General features: G+C 34.4%; 22 protein-coding genes. 15 read left to right on the top strand and 7 right to left on the bottom strand.

Going from position 1 to position 26,534, the window contains the following annotated elements; all coding sequences use genetic code 11:
* The first annotated feature begins 101 nt into the window (after positions 1-101).
* From cpaB to H6622_02255, 6 genes are all read left to right on the top strand, one after another.
* Positions 102-938 carry a Flp pilus assembly protein CpaB gene (cpaB, locus tag H6622_02280; GenBank protein MCB9060331.1) on the top strand — a complete coding sequence of 279 codons (837 nt, stop codon included), beginning with the start codon at positions 102-104 and terminating at the stop codon, positions 936-938.
* On the top strand, positions 939-2,420 hold the full coding sequence (locus H6622_02275) for a hypothetical protein (protein ID MCB9060330.1): 1,482 nt from the start codon (positions 939-941) through the stop codon (positions 2,418-2,420).
* Complete coding sequence (gene tadA, locus H6622_02270) at positions 2,420-4,537, top strand: Flp pilus assembly complex ATPase component TadA (protein MCB9060329.1); 2,118 nt, start codon at positions 2,420-2,422, stop codon at positions 4,535-4,537. Before H6622_02275 ends, tadA begins: the two co-directional genes overlap by 1 nt.
* A 3-nt stretch (positions 4,538-4,540) precedes the next feature.
* Positions 4,541-5,431 carry a type II secretion system F family protein gene (locus H6622_02265; GenBank protein MCB9060328.1) on the top strand — a complete coding sequence of 297 codons (891 nt, stop codon included), beginning with the start codon at positions 4,541-4,543 and terminating at the stop codon, positions 5,429-5,431.
* Positions 5,432-5,498: 67 nt separating this feature from the next.
* Positions 5,499-7,148 (top strand): RHS repeat protein, encoded by a 1,650-nt coding sequence (locus H6622_02260; protein ID MCB9060327.1) that lies wholly within the window; start codon positions 5,499-5,501, stop codon positions 7,146-7,148.
* Positions 7,149-7,166: 18 nt separating this feature from the next.
* Positions 7,167-7,451: a hypothetical protein gene (locus H6622_02255; GenBank protein ID MCB9060326.1), complete on the top strand. Its 285-nt coding sequence runs from the start codon at positions 7,167-7,169 to the stop codon at positions 7,449-7,451.
* 30 nt (positions 7,452-7,481) lie between these two features.
* Here the strand turns inward: H6622_02255 and H6622_02250 are convergent, their stop codons facing one another.
* Positions 7,482-8,381 carry an ankyrin repeat domain-containing protein gene (locus H6622_02250; GenBank protein ID MCB9060325.1) on the bottom strand — a complete coding sequence of 300 codons (900 nt, stop codon included), beginning with the start codon at positions 8,379-8,381 and terminating at the stop codon, positions 7,482-7,484.
* Between the two features lie 265 nt (positions 8,382-8,646).
* Here H6622_02250 and H6622_02245 point away from each other — a divergent pair, with 265 nt between their 5' ends.
* The 3 genes from H6622_02245 (at position 8,647) to H6622_02235 (ending at position 10,983) form a co-directional block, all read left to right on the top strand.
* Positions 8,647-8,895, top strand: a complete 249-nt coding sequence (locus tag H6622_02245; protein MCB9060324.1) for a hypothetical protein — start codon at positions 8,647-8,649, stop codon at positions 8,893-8,895.
* Between the two features lie 92 nt (positions 8,896-8,987).
* A complete protein-coding gene (locus H6622_02240) occupies positions 8,988-10,349 on the top strand; it encodes an aldehyde dehydrogenase family protein (protein ID MCB9060323.1) in 1,362 nt (453 codons plus the stop codon).
* Between the two features lie 400 nt (positions 10,350-10,749).
* Complete coding sequence (locus tag H6622_02235) at positions 10,750-10,983, top strand: hypothetical protein (protein MCB9060322.1); 234 nt, start codon at positions 10,750-10,752, stop codon at positions 10,981-10,983.
* A gap of 9 nt (positions 10,984-10,992) precedes the next feature.
* Here the strand turns inward: H6622_02235 and H6622_02230 are convergent, their stop codons facing one another.
* From H6622_02230 to lon, 4 genes are all read right to left on the bottom strand, one after another.
* Entirely contained in the window at positions 10,993-11,352 is a 360-nt protein-coding gene (locus tag H6622_02230) for a hypothetical protein (GenBank protein MCB9060321.1), read from the bottom strand.
* Positions 11,353-11,354: 2 nt separating this feature from the next.
* The gene (locus tag H6622_02225) at positions 11,355-11,753 is read right to left on the bottom strand and encodes a response regulator (protein MCB9060320.1); all 399 of its coding nucleotides are present in this window, start codon (positions 11,751-11,753) and stop codon (positions 11,355-11,357) included.
* A gap of 70 nt (positions 11,754-11,823) precedes the next feature.
* Positions 11,824-12,201 carry a hypothetical protein gene (locus H6622_02220; GenBank protein ID MCB9060319.1) on the bottom strand — a complete coding sequence of 126 codons (378 nt, stop codon included), beginning with the start codon at positions 12,199-12,201 and terminating at the stop codon, positions 11,824-11,826.
* 2 nt (positions 12,202-12,203) lie between these two features.
* A complete protein-coding gene (lon, locus tag H6622_02215) occupies positions 12,204-14,633 on the bottom strand; it encodes an endopeptidase La (protein ID MCB9060318.1) in 2,430 nt (809 codons plus the stop codon).
* Between the two features lie 241 nt (positions 14,634-14,874).
* Here lon and glmU point away from each other — a divergent pair, with 241 nt between their 5' ends.
* On the top strand, positions 14,875-16,263 hold the full coding sequence (gene glmU / locus H6622_02210; protein ID MCB9060317.1) for a bifunctional UDP-N-acetylglucosamine diphosphorylase/glucosamine-1-phosphate N-acetyltransferase GlmU: 1,389 nt from the start codon (positions 14,875-14,877) through the stop codon (positions 16,261-16,263).
* 2 nt (positions 16,264-16,265) lie between these two features.
* Here the strand turns inward: glmU and H6622_02205 are convergent, their stop codons facing one another.
* Both H6622_02205 and H6622_02200 read right to left on the bottom strand, forming a co-directional pair.
* Entirely contained in the window at positions 16,266-16,841 is a 576-nt protein-coding gene (locus H6622_02205) for a hypothetical protein (GenBank protein ID MCB9060316.1), read from the bottom strand.
* Positions 16,842-16,849: 8 nt separating this feature from the next.
* Positions 16,850-17,698: a mechanosensitive ion channel gene (locus tag H6622_02200; GenBank protein ID MCB9060315.1), complete on the bottom strand. Its 849-nt coding sequence runs from the start codon at positions 17,696-17,698 to the stop codon at positions 16,850-16,852.
* A 129-nt stretch (positions 17,699-17,827) separates the two neighbouring features.
* Between H6622_02200 and H6622_02195 the strand changes: the two genes are divergently transcribed.
* The 5 genes from H6622_02195 to H6622_02175 all read left to right on the top strand — a co-directional run bounded on the left by H6622_02195 (position 17,828) and on the right by H6622_02175 (position 26,533).
* Complete coding sequence (locus tag H6622_02195) at positions 17,828-18,841, top strand: ketoacyl-ACP synthase III (protein ID MCB9060314.1); 1,014 nt, start codon at positions 17,828-17,830, stop codon at positions 18,839-18,841.
* 318 nt (positions 18,842-19,159) lie between these two features.
* Complete coding sequence (gene glmS / locus H6622_02190; protein ID MCB9060313.1) at positions 19,160-20,980, top strand: glutamine--fructose-6-phosphate transaminase (isomerizing); 1,821 nt, start codon at positions 19,160-19,162, stop codon at positions 20,978-20,980.
* Positions 20,981-20,982: 2 nt separating this feature from the next.
* Entirely contained in the window at positions 20,983-23,241 is a 2,259-nt protein-coding gene (locus H6622_02185) for a UvrD-helicase domain-containing protein (protein MCB9060312.1), read from the top strand.
* A gap of 71 nt (positions 23,242-23,312) precedes the next feature.
* Entirely contained in the window at positions 23,313-25,649 is a 2,337-nt protein-coding gene (locus H6622_02180) for a hypothetical protein (protein ID MCB9060311.1), read from the top strand.
* Positions 25,649-26,533, top strand: a complete 885-nt coding sequence (locus tag H6622_02175) for a hypothetical protein (protein ID MCB9060310.1) — start codon at positions 25,649-25,651, stop codon at positions 26,531-26,533. The genes H6622_02180 and H6622_02175 overlap by 1 nt, the downstream gene beginning before the upstream one ends.
* Position 26,534: the final 1 nt, after the last annotated feature.

The raw sequence follows: 26,534 nt of genomic DNA, 5'->3' as shown, positions 1-26,534 counted from the left end.
ATTTAAAATCAATTAGTTGGCCATAGGAAAAATTAACCGCACGAAGCAAACTCCTTATTCTAGTACAATAAAACAGTGTAATAGTGGAGGAGAAGAGGAATATGAATACCAGAGCGTTTACACTGGCCTTAGTTATTGCCTTAATTGCCATGTCTATGGTCTATTCCTATATCCAAGGAGTTGAGAGTAAGTATATTGCTCAATATGAAAATAAGACAACAGTTGTCGTTGCAAGTGTGGATATACCAGAACTCACATTACTTGATCACACTAAATTAACATTAAAGGAAGTTCCAAAAGCATTTGAAGCGCCAAAGGCATACAAAACAATTGAAGATTTGCAAAACACAATTGCACTTGCTCCTATACTAAAAAATGAACAAATTACGGCCCCGAGAGTAACTTATCCAGGAGCAAAAACGGGTTTGTCTAGACAAATAAGTGTCGGAAAAAGAGCAATGGCCATAAGGGTTTCAGAAGATCAGGCCGTGGGAAAACTTATAAAACCAGGTGATAGGGTAGATGTTATTATTGGAGTTGATTATGCAGGAGGAAGACTTGACAGGAACAAAGCAAAAACGTTGTTTCAAAATGTATATGTTCTTTCTGTTGGTAAACTCATTACGAATACGATACCCATGGCCGGAAGAATAGGAGATAACAGCGAAGTAAAAAAAATGAATTTAACAACGTATACGGATTTCAACACTGTTACCTTAGAACTTACTCCAATTGAAGCTCAAAGATTATCTTTTGTTTTATCTCATTTGCGTGGAAGGCCATATCTCGCTCTTAGAAATAATAATGATAATAGTTCTATCTCGTTGAAATCAACTAACCTCTTTGATGTCCTTTTAGGAGATGACATAGAGGATTCAACTGAGGCCAAAGTTTATTTTCAAGAAAGATATGATCAACAAAAACGAGGAGGCAGATAATTGACTCACTTTGTATTTATCTTACTTACGATTTTAAACTTATCTTACGCGCAAGAAGATAGTATCAAGAAAGAAAATGTTGATGTTATTATTGGGCTAGGTAAGAGTATGACATTTGATTTTGATGTTGATACTAAAATTCGTCCAGACCAATCAGGCCTTTTAAGTTTAGAATTTATTCCCATCAACAGAGAAATCGTTATTCTTGGAGAGAAACCGGGGACAACAATTCTTAGAGTCAGAGATAGACATGGTAAGGTAAAAAAGATTTTAGAAATTACTGTAAGGGCCACAAACCACACGAAAGTTATTCAAGAATTGCAAGATGCACTCAAAGATATCGAAGGAGTTGAAATAGGCGTTTTGGGCGATAGTGTTTATGTGGGAGGTGAAATAGTTGTACCTTCTGATATAGGAAAAATTGCCGTCGTCCTTGAAAAATATGAAGACGTATTAAGACTTGTTGAACTTTCTCCCCAGACCCAAAGGGTCATTGCTCAAAAGATGCAAGATGAAATTCAACAAAATGACATGCGAGATGTTAAAGTACGAGTTGTGAATAAAAGATTTTGGATAGAAGGGGTTGTCAATAGTGATGCAAAAAAAACACACGCTTTTGAAATAGCGAAGGCCTATTTACCTGATCGTATACAATCTTTAGCAGCGAGAACAGATAGCGTTCAATCAATCACTGAAAGTGGCCTCCCTTTGAGAAATTTTATAACTGTAAATGTGCAGTCGCAACCTAAGCCACTTCCCAAAATGGTTAAAATTTCAGCGCAATTTGTGGAGCTAACCAAAAATTATAATAAAATATTCTCCTTCAGATGGAACCCATTTTTAACAGAAGGAAAAGGTTCAATCTCTTTTGGTAAGACAGTAGATGGGGGAGTTACCACTAATGATAATAATACATTTTCAGGAACTATTTCAAATTTGATTCCGAAGTTGGCCTCTGCAAAAAATGCCGGATACGCTAGAATTGTTCAGTCGGGAATGATTATTGTTCAAAATGAATCAAAGGGAAATATTAAAAAATCATCAGTAAAGCGTTTTAGTCTAGGGTCTGGAGAGTTTTTAACTTCAGAAAAAGCAGAAGCTGGCTTTGATATGAAGATTCAACCAAGTATTCGTTCCAATGATAAAATTCACTTAAATATAAGTGTGGCGGTAAGTTCAAATGTAGGAACTCCTCCAGAAACATTAAGTAATAATCTTGACACACAACTAATAGTAAAGTCAGGTGAATCTGCCGTTATAGGTGGAGTTGTTGTTAACACAAGTTCCACAAACTTTGATAACCCTGATCAAAACGCTGATAGTATTCCTGAAGGATCATCATCATTATTTTCATTTCTTCGAGCTAAAGCATATAAAACAGAAAAATCTCAATTTGTAGTTTTTGTCACCCCTACTGTCATTGATTCTGCTTCAGAGGGGACTGAGTCAATCAAGAAGAAATTCAGAAGAAGGAGACAATAGTGGCCGGCTTTATTATTTCTGTATTAGGCGGAAAAGGTGGTGTTGGGAAATCAATGGTTGCTGCAAATCTGGCCTATGCTTATGCTACTGAGTCTAGACAAAAGGTTCTCCTCGTAGATTTTGATCAAAAGGCCTCTGGGGATCAAAATATTATTACAGGGATTAAGGGAAAAAAAACTGTTAAAGACCTAGCAGATTTCAATGGAGCACTTGATCCTCGAAATATTCAACAATATGTCACAATAACACCTCAAAACCTTGCCTATTTAGGGATGACTAATGATAGTGTTGCTGCAGACTCAATTGATGCTGAAGCTTTAGGAAAACATATTAAGGCCTTCACTTCAATATTTCCGGTGACTGTACTAGACTTGGGTAGTGAACTTACACCTCTTGCAACAAAGGCACTCGAACACTCCACTCTTATTTTATTAGTTGTAACGCCAGATATCTTAGCAATAAATCAAACTAAAAAAGTTTTTTCAGATTTAGTTACAATGATGTTTCCCAAAGAAATGATACAATTTATTTTAAATCAGTATCAAAAAGGTCATCCTATTACCGCAGAAACTGTTGGTAAACAACTTGGAAAAGCTGTTTTTTCAACAATTCCTAAAGATGAGCAGGCATGTATTCAATCTCTCACTCGCTCTCAGGCCATAATGGTTGGGGCGCAAAAAAATAGTAATTTTGCAAAAGGCATGACTGAAACCGTAAGAAAATTGATTCAAAAAAATGTGTTGAAATCACTTGCAAAATTAAACAAACCTGTTGAAATCGGAGTTTCTGGTGACAAAAAATCAAATTCGACAGAAGTGTCAAAATCTTGGATCGAATTAAAATCTAGAATTCACAAGGGCCTCGTTGAAGAAGTTGGTATAGAAGATGATAAGAATGATGATCCAAAATCACAAATTATTCTCAGAGAAAAAACAAGAAAAGTAATTGTTGATTTACTAAATAAAGAAGATACAAAGTCCATTATAAAAAACAGAGAAGAGATGGGACAAATTGTCCAAGAAATCTTAGATGAGGCCTTAGGATTAGGGCCGTTAGAGAAACTTCTTGCAGATAAAAATATTTCAGAAATCATGGTTAATGGTTTTGATAAAATATATTATGAGCAAGGTGGTCAGCTCAATCTTTCAAAAGTAACTTTTACAAATAACAAACAAGTATATACGGTTATTTCAAGAATTGTTCATCCAATTGGAAGGAGAATTGATGAGAAAGTGCCGTTTGTCGATGCTCGTTTGCAAGATGGGTCGAGAGTTCATGCAATTATTCCTCCTTGTGCTCTTAATGGACCAACAATAACGATCCGAAAGTTCCCTGAAAATCGACTCACTTATAAAGATCTTGTGAATTATGGCTCTCTCACCAGACCAATGGCCGATTTTCTAAGAATTGCAGTTGAAGGTTTCAGAAACATCGTTGTAAGTGGTGGTACTGGTTCAGGAAAAACGACTCTGATCAATATCTTGGGGGGATTTATTCCAGCCGATGAGAGAATTATTACTTGTGAAGACTCTGCTGAGCTTGATCTTCCTCAAGAACATGTTGTGAGGTTAGAAACACGTCCACCAAATTTAGAGGGAAATGGTGAAATAGATATCAGACTTTTAGTTAAACAAACATTAAGAATGAGACCGGATAGAATTATTGTTGGAGAGTGTAGGGGTGGTGAAACTCTCGATATGTTACAAGCAATGGGTACTGGACATGATGGATCACTAACAACTATTCACTCGAATAATCCAAGGGAATGTATAGGAAGAATTGAAACTCTCGTACAATATGCTGGAGCAGGATTATCCCCAAATGCAATTCGAAAAATGATTGCTAGTGCTATTCACTTAATAGTCCAACAAAAAAGACTTGACGATGGTAGTAGAAAAGTCACTTACATTACCGAGGTTGCTGGGATCCAAGGAGAAGTTGTAACCTTACAAGATATTTTTGAATTTAAGCAACTCTCATTTGATAGAAATCCTAAAACTGGAAAGCCAGAAGTAAGAGGGAAGTTTCAGGCAACAGGTTTTATTCCTAAATTTGTTGAAATACTTGAGAAGAAAGGGCGCAAGGTTCCTAAAGGTTTATTTACAACATCAGAGTAGAATATGTCAGACTTAGTTTTAATGATGGGAATGAATGGAGTAATCGGATCAATAGGATTTGTGGTCTTCGTATTTTCCTATAAGTATAGTATTGAAATGTTCAGCTGGATTGAACAACAAACTTACGGAACTAGAAATTATATAATGGAAAAACTTGAACTTCTTTTCATTAAAATTAAAGAAGATCATATAACATATATATTATTGGCACTTGCATTTGTTCCAAGTTCAATTTTTCTAATTATCTGTTTCATTTTTAGTAAATATTTACTTGGAATAGTTTTGGCGAGTATATTTTTTGTTATTGGCTGGAAAATTCCTAGACCAGTAGTAGATCATCTCTACAGTAAAAGAATCAAGGCATACCAGGGGCAAATGGTTGACGGATTAACTTTACTTTCAAATGGAATAAGGGCCGGGATGTCTATTGTGCAATCTATTGGCATGGTTGTTAATGAAATGCCTAATCCAATTTCACAAGAATTTAATATTATTCTTCAAGAAAATAAACTTGGTCTTACTTTAGAAGTATGTTTTGAAAATCTAGCTAAAAGAATTCCCCTCCAAGATAATGATATGTTTGTAACAAGTGTGAATATTTTAAATGATACCGGAGGAAATCTTCCTGAAACATTTGATACTATTGTTGAAGTAATTCGTGAGCGAGTTAGAGTTCAGCAAAAAATTGATACCTATGTTGCCCAAGGTTTAGTGCAAGGGTTGGTTATTTATTGCATGCCTTATGTTTTGGGATTTATTTTTGCAGCTGATGATCCGCAGAAGATGATAAATGCTGCTAGTCATCCCCTTGGAATTGCTCTGTTTGTTGCAGCAATTATCCTTACGAATGTTGGAGGATTTGTAATCTGGAAAATCGTTCAGATAAAAATTTGAAAAAATACTCAATATTATAGAAAACTTACCCGAAAAGACACATGAGGGTTTAAAAAGGAAAGTTGTTATGACATTAAAAACATTTTTTAAAATAGCATTATTAAGTGCTTTCACGCTTTGTTCGTCTTATGGTGGTGTGAACTACAAAAATGGAAATTACTATGTATCTTATACAGATCTAGTTGTTCCTGGGGGAAGTAAAACTCTTGATGTCACTAGAACTTATAACTCAAAGTCAATTGAAAATGGTTCATTTGGAGTTGGATGGGGAATTCCTTACGATACATTTTTAACGGTTGGAGCTGATGGAGCTGTTACTATTCATGAAAATGGAGCTGGAGCTCTTACGAGATTTACTCCAAAAAAGACAGTTGATGCTGACGCTGCAGTAGATAAGATCATTAAAGCGATGAGAAAGAAGTCTCAACTTACTGGAACGGCAGAAGACACGTTAAGAAAGAAACTAAGAAATGATGCTGATCTTAGACAAGCTTATGCTAAAGAGTTTGGTGTGACATCAAACTTAGCTGCTGGAACAAAGCTCTATAGCAATGAAAGAGGGTTACAAATTGTAGAAAAAGTTAAAGATGGATATGAAAGAACTTATAGTGATGGGAAAGTTGAATCATTTAATGAAAAAGGTAATCTTGCTGAGGTTAAAACCAAAAATGGTTATTGGATTAAACTCAATTATTCTAAAACTGGAAAACTTGAGTCAGTAAAGGATTCTCTTGCGAAACAAATCTTTTTTTCTTGGTTTCCAAATGGAAAAATCGAATGTGTTTGGGGCGTTGGTAAAAAGAAATCTTGTTATAAGTATGAAGGGAAAAAATTAGTTGAATCTGAAGATGTTGCTGGAAATGTTTATAAATATATGTATGACAATAACTACAACATGACTCAGATTTCATATAAGGATGGATCAAAATACCAAATTGAGTACTGGCCAAACACACAATTTGTAAAAAAGATAACTGAGAAAAATGGAGATTGGACAGAGTATAAATATGATTCAAATCCAAAAAATCCAGATTTTCACTATTGGACAACTGTTACAAATAAAAGAGGGTCAGCTCAGCCGGTATCAAACAAGTATGAATATGAAATCAAAGTAAAACCAGATGGATCTCAGTATACGTATAGAATCGCTACTGATGTGAATGGAATTACAACTGAGACAGTTTATTCAGAGTGTTGTGGACAACCTCTAAAAATAACTCGTGGTAAACAGGTTACGACTTTCGAATATAACGACAAGGGACTTCTTACTAAGAAAACTTCCACAAGAGGAGAGTATGTTCAGCTTGAATATCATCCTACATTTAATAAAATCACTAAAGTTGTAAACAATAAAGGCACTACAGATTTTCAATATGACAAAAAAGGAAATCTTTCAAAAGCGACAAATGATAAAGGGAAATCTGTCCTTCTGGTTTATGATAGAAAGGGAAGAATTCAAAAAATGGTAGATTATAATAAGGGTAAAAGCGATAAGGCAGAAAACAAAAGAACTCTAACCTTTAAGTACGATGCAAACGGTAAGCCAGTTGAGATAGCTATGGATAATGTAGGTAAAATAAACGTACGTTATGATAACTTTGGAGAGATTAAAAAAGTAGAATCTAAAGCTGGGCATAAGATGGCGCTTCAAGTGACTCAGGCGTTTCAATCATTGCTTACAATTGTAAAGCCAGCTGGAGTGAATTTAAATTTATAATTTTAAAAGGGTAATAATATGAAAATGTTTAAAATATTAGCTTTTTTTATATCAATGGTGGTTTTTGGAAATGTTTTTGCGGAAACCACTGCACCTCAACAAGCTGAAGGTCAAACTACTCCTAAATGTCAAGGCCAAATGTGTAAGCCGTGTGCTGTTGTAGAAGGAAGTAGCGGTAATAAACGTAATGTCGATGCTCCTATATTTGCTACTCCAACTGTTACTCCAGCTACAATAACAATAGATAGTAAAACATCAAATCCTAGTGATTCTTCTAATACTGAACTTAGTCCTACTCCTTAACTTGCTGAAGATTAATAAACTTATTTCACACTAAAACAGTTCAGCAAACTTAGACTGACAAAGAGAAAAAAGATAGGATCTATTTTCTATCACCGCAGCTGCCCTGAAATCCTGCTTCTTCCTCGCAATTTCAGAAGCTGTTAAACCATCTATATTTCTTAAATCCTTTATTTTCGAATTATATCTTAAGATTAGTTTAATCAACTGAATATTTCCAATACGAGCAGCTTTATGAAGTACTGTTTCATTTTTTGTATCACTGATTCCCAAATAAGTAGGATCATCTTTGGTTACTTCAATTAAACTTCTCGCAATTTCAAAATCATTTTCTATAGCGGCAAGGTGCAAAGGAGTTTCATTTTTTTTAGTCGTTACATGGGCCTCAAATGGAAGATGTCTCAGAATAAAGTGTGCCGCCTGTCTGCTTTTATTTGCAACAGCATGATGAATCGGTGACCATCCTCTTATGTCATCAATCTTGAGAATATTTATATCAATCTCCGCAATTTTTGAGAGCAACTCCACATTATTCCATTTGGCCGCGAAGTTAACACTTGGATGTTTCTGTTTTTCTGATGGATACGCCAACGATGGATCGACGTCTAGCAGATAACTGGCCACTTCACTAGACTCAAAAAATACTGCCAAATCATATGCTGTATCATAGGTACTATCGCGCATCTTGATGAATTTGGGATCAATTGCCAGTAACTCTTTTATGACTTCTATTTCTCCATGCTGAGCAGCTAAATGAAGAGTCGTTAAATTCTGATCGTATAAAGAATAGGCAATACTTGAATTCTCCTTGAGTAATTGTAAGGCCTTCTCTGCCTGGCCTGTCAAAAGTGTTTCATAAAACTCAATACAGATTCCATTCTTGGGAAATAGGCAAATCATTGTTAATACAAGTAAACATTTGAAATTTTTCATGCTTGTACCTCATCAGAATTAATACAATAGATATTATTTGATTGAAAAGCATTTCATGCGTCCTTTGTATTAGATTCTCAATATTTCCTTATTTCAATAAGTTACATTCAACATCTTAGACACATATTTGTCGATTTTTTTGACAGGTATTTGTCATCCTTACACAGTATGAAACAGACCAACATGTAAACCTTTGATCTTAGGAAACTACATATTGGCATGTAGTATGCAGTATATATGCTGAGAGTTTTAAAAGGAGAGGATTATGAAAAAAACACTTTTAACTTTAATTACATTAGCTAGTATGGGCCAGGCATTTGGTATGGCCGAACAACCATCTAACCGTGTATTCAAAACAGACACAGATAGATATTTGATAGGTCAAACTATAGATAGTACAAATTGTACTGAAATGAATGACTATCTCAAGAGCAAGGAGGATCTTAATTTTCATAATGCTGCACTAGAAAGTGAATCTAAAGAACCAGAGAAAGAAGTATTTCAGGGGGCATAGATTTCAATTTAAATTTTTTATCCAAAAAGGCCTCCTTTGAGGCCTTTTTTTGTGTTAGGATGGCCCCTCAGAATTTATAGGGGTGAATCTAAATGGATCAGTTATTAAATAAACAGAAACAGTTTTTACAAAATGGTGAGACAATCAATTATCAATTTCGAGCACAACAACTTAAAAAACTCAAAAAAAGTGTTCAAAACCATGAAAAAGAAATTTTTGATGCCCTATATAGTGACCTTGGAAAATCAAATTACGAAAGCTTTTTGTCTGAAGTAGGATTTCTCTATAGAGAAATCGACCACACATTAAAACACCTAAAAAAATGGATGAAAATGAAAAGTGTGAGCGGTTGTTTACTCACATTCCCCTCTAAAGGTTACCTCAGTCCAATGCCTCTAGGCGTGACACTGATTATTGCTCCTTGGAATTATCCATTCTTACTCATGCTTTCCCCCTTAGTTGGAGCTATTGCTGCTGGCTGTACAAGTATTTTGAGACCTTCTGAACTTTCTCCAGCAACATCTGCAGTTATCGCCAAAATTCTAAAAGACTTTCCGCGCGACTATATTGAAGTGGTTGAAGGAGGTGTCACAGAAACTCAAGAACTGTTAAAATTACCTTTCGATAAAATCTTTTTTACAGGAAGCACGCAAGTTGGAAAAATTGTCATGGAGGCAGCATCCAAAAACCTTACTCCAGTAACACTTGAACTAGGAGGCAAAAGTCCTTGTGTGTTTTGGAATCCAAATAAATTTGAAAAGGCCGTTAAAAGAATTATATGGGGTAAGTTTTTAAACTGTGGTCAAACTTGTGTAGCTCCTGATTATATACTTATTCGCAAAGAAGATAAAAAACGATTTGTTGAAGAAGCTCAGAAAATTATCAAACAACATTTTGGTAAGAATCCACTAAAATCTAAGGATTATGGAAAGATAATCTCGGTAAAACATTACGAGCGATTAAAATCTCTACTAGAGGATTCTTTATGTGTTTTTGGTGGAGAATTTGATGACGAGACCCAAAAAATTTCTCCGACTTTGTTAACATGTTCAGGAAGAGAAAAAGTGATGGAAGAAGAAATTTTTGGTCCTATTCTTCCTATCATTGAAGTACAAAACTATGAAGAAATCATTAAATTCATAAATAATAGACCTAGACCCCTGGCCCTCTACAGTTTTTCAAGTGATTTTGAATTAAATAAACTGATCCGAGAAAGAACTTGGTCAGGTGGACTTCTTTATGATGATACCGTATTACATTTATCTCATCCACAATTACCCTTTGGAGGAGTCGGGCATAGTGGGCAGGGGGCATATCATGGTAAATATAGTTTTGATGCCTTCACTCATTACAGACCAATACTTAAAAGAAGTTATAAGTTTGAAAACAATTTACGATTTCCACCATTTTGGGGAAAACTTCCCATGCTTAGAAAATTATTAAAATGGCTTTAATAAAATCTAATTGTGATAACTGAGACGACACTTAAACTTATAGATATACCTCTTTTGAAATAGGGCCCTCTTTTATAAGGGCCCTTGCAACAAAAAGGTTTTGAAAGGCAATATTTGAATACATCCCCAAGAAAAGACCAGCACTAATCTCAAAGACATTTAAGAAGTTACGAACATAACCGCTTTTTTGGTCTGGTAATCCCAGTTTATTTTAAATAGTTTTATATGTCAAACTATTGTATGATTATTTAAACTTCGTAGTTTCTTTAGCATTTTGTATATATTTTAATCACCAAAATATTCACACCCCTATTTAACCTCTTTAAATGACATTAGGGATAATTGGCATGAGTTATGCAGTTTAATAGTCAAAAGAATGATCTCAAAAAGGGAGATGAAAATGAAAACTATAGGAAGAGCACTTGTAATACTGGCCATCATGAGCTCTGCTCAGGCAGGTGTCTATAGAGACGATAACCACCAAGTTTTGGGGCAAAAGGAGTTTTGTGATGGTTCATTGCCAAATGAATCAATGAGAACACCAAATTGCTTTTTATCAGTTGATAAATGCTTGGAGTTAGATCAATCGGAAAGTGCGTCCAAAACTGAAGAACAAGTTCTTAAAACTGAATAAAAAAGAAGGTCACTCCTGACCTTCTTTTTCTTTTTTAAGAATGCTCTCTAGCATCTCTTTTTCTTCTTCAGTGTAACTGTCTTCACGGTCGTCTTTCAAGAGAGAACCCATTGTGTTTTTTACTTTATCTAATTGAAGATCATCAATATTTGAAGTCTTTGGATCACTATTTTCAAAAATCAATTTTGTAAACTCAACTCCACTTTTTATTATGCCTGAAAACAATCTTGAAGTTGACTCATAAACATCTCCTAAGTAAGGTTCTGAAACTTGGTACATATAATTAAAAACAGTTTTATTTCCAACTGGATAACTGAGGATTAAAAAACTAACAAAAAAATACGCACTAAATTTTATTAATGAGAACATATTTACTCCAACGAACCTTCTTCAATTTGCTTTGCTAATTTCGCGACAGATCTTAATAATGTGTCCTTGGAAAATGGTTTGATGAGAAAATCTAGCGCCCCTCCAGTGATCGACTCTAGGATAATACTTTCCATTTTCAGAGAAGACATCATGATGTAGGCCGCACTTTTTTTATGATCCTTTATAAGACCCATCAACTCAATTCCACTAACTTCCGGCATCACAACATCGATAATAAAGAGGTTTGCATTTGTTGTTTGCGCCAGAAGAACCGCTTTTGTACCATCTGCGGCATCCCCCACAACGTTGTAACCTGCTTGTTCAAGGATTTCAACGATACTCTTTCTAGATAAATCTGAATCATCAACGACAGCAATATAGACTTCACTTTTTTGTGACATAAACACTCCTAAGACCATTGTAGTCTGAGATAATGACCTCGTCCATAATGCGATTGAAATAAAAAAAGAACTATTTTTTCTCTGAGAAATTAAGAGGTTGAATGACATCCACTGGAATTTCACCTTTGACCTTTGGGTACTTCAAAGACATAAAAATCTTCTCTAGACATGAATTTATTTCTTGAGCAATTTTAGGTGGTATTTTGTTTTTATGCTCTATATTGAAATTGGTCATAGTACTATCAGTATTGATTCGAAATTTTACAGTCGGATTATATGCGTATCTTTGTTTTTTCTTTAGAGTTGCTGCTTTATAGCATTCCTTCATTTTGGGAACTTCTTTGGCCATAATTCGCCTAAGCAAACGAACATCTTCTGATATTGAAGGAGATTCTTTTTTGGTTGTTGTGCAAGAGACGATGAAAATAATGGCCCACAAAAATCTCATTTTTATGCTGCAACTGGTGGAATATTCTTTCGCTTAATTTTTTTATTTTTTGAAAATTTTAGAGAGTTTTCACGATCTTTCCATCCAATAAGAGCAACTTCAAGAACCTCTTCTAGCTCTTTAACTGGTACAAAATTTAATTTTTTTCTGTATTCTTCAGGAATATCGACCAGATCTTTCTTGTTCTTCCAAGGAATAATTACCGTTGAAATATTCATACGCATGGCCGCTAGTGCTTTTTCTTTTAATCCACCAATAGGTAAGACTTTACCGGTTAAAGTTATCTCACCAGTCATGGCAACATCTTTACTGACAGGTAAATTTGTGAGTAATGACATTATAGTTGTTGCTAGTGTAATCCCTGCTGAAGGGCCGTCTTTTGGAGTTGCCCCTGCGGGAATATGTATATGAAACTCAGATTTCTCATAGAAATCTTCTTCAATTCCATAATCTTTTGCTTTTGAGCGAATATGCCCAATAGCTGCGGTTGCTGATTCCTTCATGACATCGCCCAGTTGACCGGTAAGTGTAAGACCACTACCTTTCATTTTTGTTGATTCGATGTAGAGAATCTGTCCCCCATGTGCAGTCCATGCCAGACCAGTAGCAACTCCAATTTCATCTCTATCTTTTTCTTCTTCTTGTGTATAAATTGGCGGACCTAATAATTTTTCTACAGAATTTGGATTTATTTCTGTTAGCTCAATTTTACCTCTAGCAATCTTCATTGCTACTTTTCGACACAATGAACCTATCTGTCTTTCCAAGTTTCTTAGACCTGCTTCAGAAGTAAAACTATTTATGACTTTTACAATCCCATCTTTTGTAAAAGTGATCTGTTCCTCGTTAACACCATTTTCTTCCATTTGTTTGGGAATTAGATATCTAGAACAAATGGCCGTTTTTTCTTCGAGAGTATATCCACTCAAACTTAAAACTTCCATTCTGTCTCTTAAAGGTTCTGGAATATCTGAAAGGACGTTAGATGTTGCTATAAACATAACGTTTGAAAGATCAAAATTTACGTTAAGATAATGATCCCTAAAATTGTGATTTTGTTCTGGATCCAAAACTTCAAGTAGTGCAGAAGATGGATCCCCTTTGAAATCCCCTCCTAACTTATCAACCTCATCTAAAAGAATGACGGGATTATTTGTACCTGCCTGTTTTAATGCTTGGATGATTCTTCCCGGCATAGCTCCGACATAAGTTCTTCTATGTCCACGGATTTCAGCTTCATCTTTCACCCCTCCGAGAGAGATTCTGACAAATTCTCTTCCGGTTGCACGAGCAATTGATTTACCTAGAGAAGTTTTTCCAACACCCGGTGGCCCTGAAAAACACATGATAGGGCCTTTCATTTCTTTGCCCTTGAGCTGTCGAACAGCAAGATACTCTAGAACTCTTTCTTTGACTTTCTCTAGCTCAAAGTGATCTTCGTCGAGTATCTTTTTTGATGCGTCAATATCTATATGCTCTTCGGACTCCACAGACCAGGGGACATCAATCATCCAATCTAAATAATTTCGAATGATGCTTGATTCAGAAGAGTCAGGATGCATTTTTTCTAATCGAGAGAGTTGCTTTGCTGATTCTTGGTAGGCCTCTTCAGGCATATTTGCAGAAACTATTTTCTGTCTTAATTCAGTGAACTCATCGAGGGCCTCAGAATTATGGTCATCACCAAGTTCATTTTTAATTGCTTTAATTTGCTCTCTAAGAAAGAACTCTTTTTGAGTTTTTGTAATTCCATCTTTTGCAACATTTTTGATTTTTGCCTGCATGGCCAGAATCTGTATTTCACGAGTAAGGATTTCATTAATTTTATGAAGCCTCTCAACAGGATCGAGAATTTCTAAAATAAGTTGTGCCTCGGCCACATTTAAATTGAGATTAGAAGAGACAAGATCAGCAAGTCTACCAGGTTCATTCACATCTTCTAGAATCATGAGTATATTATCTGGTAATATTTTTCCAAGAGAGGTGACTCTCTCTAATTGTTCCCGAATTGTTCTCATTAATGCAGAGATGGCAACATCTTTTCCATCTGCAAAAATATCATCTACTTTCATTAATTTTGCACTAAAAAAAGGTGCTTCTTGTGTATACTCAAGGATTCTGGCCTTACTGAGTCCTTGTACTAGAATTTTTATTCTTCCATCTGGTAGTTTTCTCATTCTCATAATGATAGCAACTGTTCCCAGTTCATAAATTTCACTTGGAGAAGGAGTTTCAGCAGTAATATCTTTTTGGCTGGCCAGCAAAATCAATCGGTCTGTTTGATTAAGAGAGTGATCAACTGCTTGCATAGATGATTTTCGTCCAACAAATAGAGGTAGTATCATAAAAGGATAAACTACAATATCTCTAATTGGTAACAAGGGGAGATGATCTTTAAAATCGATATTGTCACCCTCGTAATTTGTAACCATAGATCCTCCGAAAACAAATTAGCTAACTGCACTTATTAATGCGTTCTGCTAAATGGATCGGGAAAAAATGTCCACTGCTTTAAGAAAAATGACCTAATTTGCTATTTTTTTAATCTTTAGTAAAAAATAAATATTTTTTTTTAACTTTTTTTTACTAAAGTTTTCTAGATGTTAGTGTTCAAAGCTTATTAGGAGTGCGCTATAATGCGTGCTTTAAATAGTCAACTTAGGTAGGTTTTATATGTCAGAGAGTTTTAGTTCAGTGATTTTAGCGGCAGGAGAAGGAAAGCGACTAAATATGGAAGTACCTAAGCCTCTTGCACCTGCTGCAGGTCTTAAGCTGATTGATTTTCCGATAAGAGAACTAAAAAAGTTTTCAAAGAATTTAAATTTAAAGGATAATATTTCTTGTGTTGTAGGACATAAGCGAGAATTAGTTGAAGAACATATTTCGCAATATGAGAATGTAAATACTGTACTCCAAGAAAAGCAAATCGGTACAGGAGATGCGGTGAAGTCTTATTTTCTTGGAGTGAAGGATGCAAAGGACTATGACTTTACATTGATAACCTGCGCCGACACTCCTCTGATAAGAGAATCACATTTTCAAAAACTATTTTCATGCTTGAAAGATACGAAAGCTGATGCAGTCGTTGCGACTTTTAAAACAACGAACCCAACTGGCTATGGGAGAATAGTTATAGGAGATAAAGGACTTAAAATTATTGAAGAAAAAGACGCAAATACACAACAAAAGACAATTAAAATTGTTAATAGTGGACTTTATATTTTCAAAACTAGTTACATATTAGATCATCTTGATTCTCTTAATACTAATAATCAATCTGGAGAGCTCTATCTTACTGATCTTTTTCAACAAGGTCGAAATGTCACTTCTTGTGAATTTGAAGACGATGGTTCCTTTTTAGGCGTAAATAATCCTGACCAACTGGATAAAGTAAATACAATTCTAAGAAAAGAGCGAGCAGCTCAGCTCCAAAATGATGGGGTCTATTTTGTAGAATCTCGGCACACGTATTTAGACTACGATGTTGAAATTGGTAGAGGAACAACTGTTTATCCAAATAATTTCATACAATCAGGCACAAAAATCGGTGAAAAATGTATCTTGTTACCTGGTTCAGTTATAAAAAATACTATTATTGGAAAACAAACAACCATTAAACCATACTGCATTTTGGAAGATTCAAGACTAGGCGATAATGTTACCATAGGCCCATTTGCCCATTTAAGACCTGATTCAATTGTTAAAGACGAATGTAAAATTGGTAACTTTGTTGAGATAAAGAAAACTCGGCTGGATAAGGGTGTTAAAGTTTCACATTTAAGTTATGTTGGAGACGCCGAAATTGGCGAGGATTCTAATATTGGGTGCGGATTTATCACGTGTAATTACGATGGTGCCAATAAACACAAAACTACAATTGGTAAAGGCTGTTTTATAGGTTCAGATTCACAAATGATTGCTCCAGTCAAAATTGGAGACGAGGCATATGTAGCTAGCGGATCAACGATAAACAAAGATATCCCAGATGGTGGGTTTGCTATAGCAAGAGAGCGCCAAGTTACTAAAGAAGGTTTGGCCAAAAAGTTTTTGAAAAAGAAGTAAGTTCAACCTATCCAAATTTCAGGGTCAACAAAAGTTAACATGATAAATCCAGCTTCAAGAAGTGCGTTTCTAATACTCTTGTGTACTACAATTGCACTTGTATTTTCAGCAAGTCTAAACATAAGATGATTTTTGGCCTTGAGTTCATCTATGACTACACCTTCAAAATCCAAATCAATTTTTTGAGAAGAGTTTTGATTCAATATTTTTGATTTTTCCAGATCAACTGATTCGATTAGTCCAATTAAATTAATGGCAATATAATCAAGACTCTTAAAACCAGTTTCTTTATTCAAAATAACACATGGATAAGCATCCATATTATTAATGCCATTTTCTAAAAGTACCTTATACATTCTTTTGGTAATAATAAGAGCATCATTACTGTACATTTCAAGAAGAGTATCGGGATATCCTTCTTTGATGAAAATATGAAGAGGATTGGGTAGCTCTTTTGTAAATGATTTACCAATACGCCATGAACCTAAATCTTTAATATAAACTGCTTTAAGACGAGCAATATCATCAACTTCATCTGGAACTCTACATTCAAGCATATAATAATTAGGTTCAAGCATGTCTGGGCCTAATTTTTTTGTTCTTTAATCCACACATCTCTTTGTGGAAAGGGAATGGATATATTATTTTCTTTAAAAGCTTTATCCACCTGAAACCTTAATTCAGACAAAATATCCTCAGTTGTCCACAACTCTTTCACCCAAACTCTTAATTTAAAATTTAAACTCGAATCTGCAAAATCTTCAAATATTACACTAGGTGGAGGAGTCATAAGGACTCCCTCATTTTCCTGTGCAATTTTTAATAGAATTTCTTTAACTTTTTGCACATCTGTTCCATAAGCAACACCCACCCTCAAATGTAGCCTAATTTTTTCTCCCGAAAAACTTTCATTCACTACCTGCTCTGCAATAAATTTTGAATTTGGAACTATTATTGCTACATCATCTCTCGTGTGAATAAGGGTCGATCTAAAATTGATCTCTACAACTCGTCCTGACACACCATTTACTTCAACTAAATCACCAACTTTAATTGGACGTTCAAAAAGAATAATCAAGCCTGACATAAAATTTTGAGTAATATTTTGCAGTCCAAATCCAATCCCCACACCAAGTACAGCTGATATCGCAGCAATTGAATTGAGATTGAAACCTAAGGCACTTAGTGAAATCATTATTCCTAAAAATAAAGTGAGATATTTTGATACTTTTGCAAATGACTCTCTCACACCTCTTTCAAGGTCTGCTTTGTTAAGAATTCTATAGGTCAACTTCACACTCAGATTTGATAAAAAAGTACTTGACCAGAATAATAAAACTGCAACAAAAATTGTAATCACTGATATTGAATTCCCACCAATATCAAAAAGAGGCCTCGACAAGAATTTTATGAAAGTTAAAAGAGCAGAAGGCATAATTTTTCCTTTTGTAATACTTTACTCTACCTGAACTTTTTAAAAAGTTAAAATTCAATTAACACAAAGCATATTTTCCATAGATTCTCTGAGGCCTATACTGTGTAGTTAAGATAAAAGGAATTCATTATGGTAAGAAGCAAAATCGCTGGCGTTGGTGCATATGTCCCTCCAAAACTTGTTAAAAATTCAGACTTAGAAAAAATGATGGATACGTCAGATGAGTGGATTCAACAAAGAACAGGCATAGAACAACGCTATTGGGTTGATAATAATACCTCTACTTCAGATCTCGCATGTGAGGCCTCAATTGCTGCAATTAATGATGCAAAAATTCAAAAAGAAGAAATCGACCTGATTATATTTGCTACTCTAAGTCCCGATCACGATTTTCCTGGTTCAGGATGTTTTTTGCAGGCCAAACTTGGCATCCCGGGAGTTCCAGCATTTGATATTAGACAACAATGTTCTGGTTTCATATACGGTATGTCTATGGCCGATTCTTTTATTCAAACAGGAAAGTATAAAAATATTTTACTTGTTGGATCAGAAGTTCACTCAAAAGCTCTTGATAAAACACCCGAAGGTCGAGCCGTTTCTGTTCTCTTTGGCGATGCTGCAGGGGCCGTCATCATTCAACCCACTGAGGTTGAAGATGAAAAACAAGACTCACATATTATTCACTGTCAGCTACACGCTGAAGGACAATATGCAAAAGAACTATGGATTCCGGCACCAGGATCTGGTTTTCCTGATGGAGAACGCATCAATGCAGATATGATTGAAAAAGGACTGCACTATCCCTACATGAATGGGAGAACAGTTTTTGTTCATGCAACCAAACGCATGGCCGAGAGTCTTTCTTCAACCCTAGAAACCTCAGGATATACTGTTGATGACATTGATCTTTTTTTGTTTCATCAGGCAAACCTAAGAATCAACTCAAAAGTTGGTGAAATGCTAGGAGTCGATGAAACTAAAGTCTTCAACACAATTCAAAAATATGGAAATACTACTGCAGCAACCATACCTCTAGGGATGAGAGACGCTCTTGAAGCAGGTATTCTAAAACCAGGTATGCTTGTGGCCTCAGCTGCTTTTGGTTCGGGCTTTACCTGGGCCTCTAGTATTTACAGATATTAAATTTGGTAAAAATATCTACTCAAAAAAATTAAGGTCCATCAGTGGCTTTGTGGTTGAGTGTAGTCATAACTAAAAGAAAATGGATGGTCTCTAAAGAAGGAGTTTTGAAATATATTAGATCAAAAACAGGATTAGAGTTTTTTGATTAAGTATCAATCCTATAGGGCCTGAATGACAAACAATACCAATAACTTACACTAATTAAGTTTATTAAACAAACTTATGAAACGTTGTCATAGCGGGCCTAGGCCAGTTAACTTTGTTTAATAAATGCAATTGGTATGATACATTTGAGCTCAACTTTTGAAGGGGTGCATTATGTGTGGAATAGTTGGGTATTTAGGTCCTCAGAATGCTGTGGACATTGTACTTGAGGGTTTGGCCCGTTTGGAATATCGCGGTTATGATTCCGCTGGAGTTTGCTTCAAAAATGAAAGGCAAAAACTTGAAGTCGTCAAAAAAGAAGGAAAACTTGAAAACCTGATTAGCGAATTAAAAAATCATACAACATCTTCACATATTGCAATTGGACACACTCGTTGGGCCACACATGGAATCGTAAATGATAAAAATGCTCACCCACACTTTTTCGATGAATTTCCACATGTATCAATTGTACATAATGGAATTATAGAAAATTTTCATGAAATTAAAAAAGACTTAGAAAGTGAAGGAATTATCTTTCATACAGAAACCGATTCTGAGGCCTTCTTAGGTCTTTTGGCCTTCGAGCTAAAAAGTGGGAGTAATTTGAAAGATGCTATTGTAAGCGCATTTAAAAAAATAGAAGGAAACTCTGCTTTAGTTGTTATCAATGATAAATCAAATGAACTTTTTGCGATAAAAAAATCTGCCCCACTTGTCTGTGGAAAAAATTCAAAAACAAATAATTTAATGGTTTCTTCGGATCCATATGCCTTGGTTGGACATGTTTCAGATATTTATTTTCCAGAAGATGAAGTTTTGTGCGAACTTAAAATTAATGGTGAATCAACTCTTAAATTCTTTGAACTTGATGGAAGAGAATCTCGAAGATTTTTGCACAAAATAGAAGAAGGAAATCTTGAAGTTTCCGACAAGGGTCATTTTGATCATTACATGCAAAAAGAAATTTATGAACAACCCGGGTTAATTCGTAGCTTGGCCCAGAAATATCTATCAGACAAAGGTCTAGAAGGCCTTAAGTCCGTCAGTGAATTTAGACCAAGTCTTGTTCATATTTCTGCTTGTGGAACAGCTTGGCACGCAGGACTAATTATAAAAAACTATCTAGAAACAGTTTCAAAAGTACCAACTGTGATAGATTTGGCCAGTGAATTTCGATACCGCAATCCATTACTTAATAATGGAGAATTAGGCCTGTTTATATCACAATCAGGGGAAACTGCTGACACATTAGCTGCACAGGAACTTTGTAAGAAAAATAATTTAAAAACAATTTCTATTGTGAATGTCGATGGCAGCACTCTTTTTAGAGACTGTGATTTCAATCTACTCATTCATGCTGGAGTTGAAATAGGAGTCGCATCTACAAAAGCGTTTACTCTACAAGTTCTGACTGGACGTTTGTATGCTCAAGCTTTGGCCGGAGAAATTAATAAGGAAAAAGTACTTAAGGATTATTCTCTTCTTGCTGATAGAATTGATGAACTACTAAATAATATAGAAAAAATTAAAAATATTGCTGAAGAGATATCAAATAATAAGGGTTATATATTTACGGGGCGAGGAATATATTTTCCAGTGGCATTAGAAGGCGCCTTAAAACTAAAAGAGATTGCCTATGTCCATGCTGAAGGTTATGCGGCAGGAGAGTTGAAGCACGGGCCAATTGCACTCATTGATGAAGAAATGGTGAATATCGCTTTTATTGGACCTGAGCTTTATGATAAGACATATTCAAACTTATTAGAGGTGAAAGCTAGAAAAGGAATAATCGTTGGAATTGGCCCTAAAAATGATCAGAAATTAAGTGAATCATGTAATTACTATATTCCATTAAATTTTGAAGGGCTAGGTGATCTGGCGCCACTTTATACAAATGTTGTAGGTCAATTACTCTCTTATTATTTGGCCAAGTATAAAGGAACAGATATTGATAAACCCAGAAATTTGGCCAAGTCAGTAACTGTGGAGTAGTTTTGTTTGATATCAATAAGCTCAATAGGCAACAAAAATTAGCAGTAAAAGAAACTGAAGGCCCTGTAATGATCTTGGCCGGAGCTGGCTCAGGAAAAACAAGAACACTAGTATCAAGAATGGGTTATCTGATAGAAGAAAAAAATATTAGTCCCTATCAAGTACTGGCCCTTACGTTTTCAAATAAGGCGGCCGGAGAAATGAGAGAGAGGATTGCTTCTGCTATTCAAGTTGATATCGGAGCACTACAAGTAACAACATTTCATTCATTTTGTGCAAGACTTTTAAGAAATGAAGCAAACTATCTTGGTTTAAGTCGAAGTTTTACAATATATGATGATTCTGAATCGAAATCAGTTGTTAAATCTATCATGGGTAGACATGGACTAAACACTAAACAAGTTTCACCATTTGAAATTATGAATTATTTCTCTTCACTCAAACATCTTGGTCATTATTTGGGGCGGGAAAATAAAATAGAAATTGATTATGAATTAGAAAAAGATGATGCTTATTATACTTTTTTCGAAGAATATGAAACAGAGATTCATAAAGCAAATGCCATTGATTTTGGTGGACTTATCACAGCTGTAATTCAATTATTTGAAACTTATCCAAATGTTCTAGAAAGTTATCAGAATCGATATAAATATATTCTAGTAGATGAGTATCAAGATACAAATAGAGCACAATTTGAGCTCGTTGAAAAACTGGCCCTCATCCATAGGAATATATGCGTTGTAGGAGATGAAGACCAGAGTATCTATTCTTGGAGAGGCGCAGATATTAGGAATATTTTAGAATTCGAGGAAAGTTTCCCTGAAGCAAAAATATTGAAACTAGAACAGAACTACCGCTCTTCTGCAAATATTATTGAAGCGGCATCACATGTGATTCAAAGAAACTCTCAAAGAAAAGGAAAAGAACTTTGGACTGAAAATGAAAATGGTGAATCAATACAAATTAGAGAATGTGAAAATGATATAAAAGAATCTCAGTTTGTAGCTTCTGAAATCGATAAGTTGATATCTTCTGGCGTTCCTTTAAATGATATTGCCGTTTTTTACCGGGCCAATGCACAATCTAGATTGATTGAAGACGCTCTTCGAAATTCAAATACTCCATATCGAATAGTCGGGGGGATAAAATTTTACGAAAGAAAAGAAGTCAAAGATATTTTGGCCTATATGCGACTAATAATTAACGAGAAGGATTCTTTGGCCTTATCGAGAATTATAAACGTACCTGCGAGAGGAATAGGAACAACGACTCTAAGAAAAATTGAAGAAGAAGCAATTAAGTCAAATTCAACGTTGTGGGAAATCATTAGTTCACTATGTGAGAATTCTCAAGATTTTTCACATATTAGATTAAGTGCAAAGGTAAAGTCTGCGTTATCAAATTTTTCATCTTTGATTAATGAATGTCGTGCAATGAATGAACAAAATGAATCATGTATTATCATTTTTGAAAAAGTTATGCATGAATCTGGCTACTACGATTCACTGATTCAAAAAAAAGATTACGAATCACAGGCCAGAATAGAAAATTTAGAAGAACTTGGAAATGCAATTAAACAGTTTGAAAAAATTAATTCTTCAAATAGGCTAGTTAATTTTTTAGAAACAATTACTTTAGATCAATCAAGAGAAGGGGATAATAAGGATGAAGGGGAAATCGCATTGATGACCATTCACGGAGCTAAAGGTCTTGAGTTCCCCTACGTTTTTGTAACAGGACTAGAAGAAAATGTTTTTCCATCCTATCAAAGTATGGATAACGGCGAAATAGGGATAGAAGAAGAAAGACGACTTTTTTACGTGGCCATGACAAGGGCCATGAAAAGACTCTATCTTACTTTTGCACAAGGACGAATGCTTTTTGGACAAATTAAGTTTAATGGCCCAAGTCGTTTTTTGAATGAAATTCCAAACAAGTATTATGATTGGAAAATTGAAGGAAAAAAACGTTCACAATTCAATTTTAATGACGAAAATTCTTATGATGACGATTGGAATGATTTTTCACAAGAAAGCTCCTTTAATGAAGAATCTTACATTGTCAGGCAAACAACTCATGAGAAACAGAAGATTTTAAAATCTACTTATCCTGAAGGCTCAAAAGTAGGACATTCTTTATACGGGGAAGGTATTGTGTTAGAGTCCTCAAGTCCAGGGCCAGATGAGAAAGTTGTAATAAAATTTAGAGATGGGAGCAAAAAGAAATTTATGGTTAAATTCGCACCTCTTACCTTGTTATAAGTTGCTACATTCATTAAAATCTATCTATAACGATCTGAATGCATAGTTCAGAATAATTCTTCGGAGATTACATGAAAAGTTCAAAGTTAAAAATTGGGCTAGTTGTTGCTGCGTCAATTTTCATCATACTTGTGGGAGCTGTATTTTATTTTATTAGTAAAATTGATACAAACGAAATAAGACAAATTGCCAAGACTGAAATTGAAAATAAATTTCCAAATTCACAGGTTGAAATAGGAGAGATTCAATTAGGCATTGGAACTTCGATTGAATTCAAGGTTAATTCTTTTAAACTTAAGGCCAAGAAAAATTTTAAGAGAGATCTTTTTGATGTTTCTGATGTAAGAGTATATATTCCCCTTTGGTCAATTCTTATGGGAGGAGGTACTGCAGAAATAATTATTAAAAGTCCAAAAATTAATTTCGAAGAAACAAAAAAAGAAAATAATTGGTCCTATACTTTAGCAACTAGTTCAAGTGGTCAAAAAAGTGTTCAAACATCTCAAAAAGAAGATTCAAAACCCTCGGTTAATACACAGAGTAAAGAACAAAGGCCGGGCAAGAAAAATTCGGGGCCAGAGATTCCAACATTTTTAGCAGCGGTAAAGCTAAATTTAAAATTAGTAGACATGGAAGTTAAATATTTTCTTAAAGACGGACAAACTGGAAAGGTAAATCTTTCAAAAATTATTGTTGGAAATTTAGGAGCATTTTCAAATGCTGCTTTTGAAATTTCAAGTTTAGTAAGCCTAAATACTAATGGTCAAACATTAACGACTGATCTTCTGATCATCGGAGAAGTCAATTCGTCTGAATTGATCCAAAAAAAACCACTTAAAAGTACTGTCGTTATTAAGGTAAATAATACGAAACTTACGCCAAGTGAATTTAATATTCCAAATTTAGTTTCACAAGTCAGTGTTGTGATGGATCTCAATACTCAAAAAATAACGGCCGACATTGATACAACAATCGGACAAAAAAATAGCAGTAAACAGAAAATTATATTTGAAGATGGTAATTTAGACATTAAAGAGTTGATCGTTAACTTATATTTATCTGAGATTATGAGTTACACTGGTTTAAATATTTCAGAAATAAGCTTAGGTAAATCTGAGCTTTCGCTTAATGGTAATTTAAAGGTACAGGGAAAGAATATTACCCCAAATATTAATGGGAAAATTTTCCCTGAACTTTTGATCTCATCCAATGGAGTCGATGCAAAATTTTCATCAAATTTTGCACTTAAACCCAAACTCGTTTCTCTTAATAACACAATAAAAGTTTTCGATGGAGCGATAAATGTAGATGTATTAAATAAAATAGACATTGCCAAATTAGATCCACAAAACCTACCATTAACAACTGTTAACGTTACAGGAACCAATTTAAATATTGGACAAGAATTTATCCAAAAAACTCTTTATAAAAAAAATGGAAATAAGGAAACTAAACAAGATAGTACAAATAATAATCCTCAAATTAGTGATGAAAATAACATAGAAGATAAAAAAATAAAAAAATCTAAAGTTCCAGTTCCATTTCTTCCTCCTGCTAAAGTGAGTATACTATTTGACAAAGTTAAAATCGGAAATGAAGATTTTAAATTTCAAGGAAATATTGAGATTGAAAAAAACATTGTAAAAACTGATAAAATGAAATTTTCTTTTTCTGAGGGGAAAGGGGTTATCCAAAATACTACAACCTTGGGTCAAAATAATGAATTGAAAGATAATTTTAATCTAAATCTAAAAAACTTAAATCTAGATTCTTTGAAAGCGTTCTTACCTTCTGTGATTAATGAAGTAACAGGAGTTGCTTCAGGAGATGTCAATGGAAGTGTAGAATTATCTACAGATTCTTTTAAACATGATGTAGATGTGAACGTTGATGTTCTCAATGGTGAGTTAAAAAGTATGAATATTGGGGAATACATAAAAAAACTCCAAAAAGTGAAATTCATTAAGGATAAATTGAAAGATATTGAAAACTTGAAGGGAGATTTTGATAAGCTAAATCTCATGGGAAATTTTAAACACGACGATTATCATATAAAAAGTATGAACTTTCATGCTAAAAATGATGACTTAATTTTTAAGGGAGATGGACACGTCTATCCCCTTGGAGACAAAGAGGGACAGCTAAAGGGCGAGTTCATCATTAATATTAAAAAAATAGCAGACTCTCTAAAAAAAGATATTGGAACGAATAAATTACCAGTAAAACTGGTTGGAAAAGGTTTTGGTTTATCTCTCGATTATACTTATACACTTGAAATGTTAGCAAAAAGTGCGGCCAAAACTCAAGGGAAGAAGTTAATTGATAAAAATAAAGATAAAATAAAAGATAAATTAAAAGAGAAGCTCAAATCAATTGATACAAAGAAACTTTTAAAAGGTTTGTTCTAATGAAAAAAGCTTCAATTGATATAGGTTCAAATACGACATTACTTTTAATTGCCGAAGTTCAATATGGATCAATAATTTCTGAAGAAAATTTTCATCGTGTCACTCAACTAGGTCGAAGTTTACAAAAAACAGGAGTTTTTCATCTAGAATCGATGGACCTAACTCACAAGGCATTACAAGAATATTGTGAACTTTGCAGGTTAAGAGGCATAGATGCTAAGGATATTACTGTTACAGCAACAGAGGCCTCAAGGCTGGCCAAAAATGCAAAAGAGTTTTTTGAAAAAATTCATAAGGATTTAGATTTAAACATTCAGATTATATCAGGAGAGCAAGAGGCCATCTATACGGCCATAGGGGTTTGTATTGATTGGCATCTTCACGATTTTGTCATCATGGATATTGGAGGAGCAAGTACTGAGTTGATTTTGGGTTCTACTGGGCCCTTTAAGATTGAACATTCTATTTCCATGCCAATTGGAGCAGTAAAAGTAAAGGAGTGGATGGATGAAGGAATTCATGAAGTTGAAGTTGAAAAAATTTTAAGCTCTTATGATCTCAACCCATATAAAAGCGATTCTATTATTGCTGTTGCAGGGACTATGACCTCATTATCCACAATTGTTCAAAACTTGGAAGATTATGATGAAATAAAAGTTCACAATTCTTTATTAACTGCCCAAACACTCCAAAAACTTACTGAGAAATTAATGTATTCTCATTCAGATAAGATTTTGGCGGAATATCCATTTTTAGGAAAAAGGAGTCTTACAATAGCTGCTGGTTCTTTTATTGCAAATTCTATTGCTAAAAAGTTGGATATTGAAAAATACATAATAAGTACTAGAGGACTAAGACACGGTAGTTTGTTAGGAAAAGTCTGAT

This window comes from Halobacteriovoraceae bacterium (assembly GCA_020635115.1).
In the GTDB taxonomy this organism is placed as follows: Bacteria; Bdellovibrionota; Bacteriovoracia; order Bacteriovoracales; family Bacteriovoracaceae; genus JACKAK01.
This window is presented reverse-complemented; position numbering and strand designations above follow the sequence as displayed.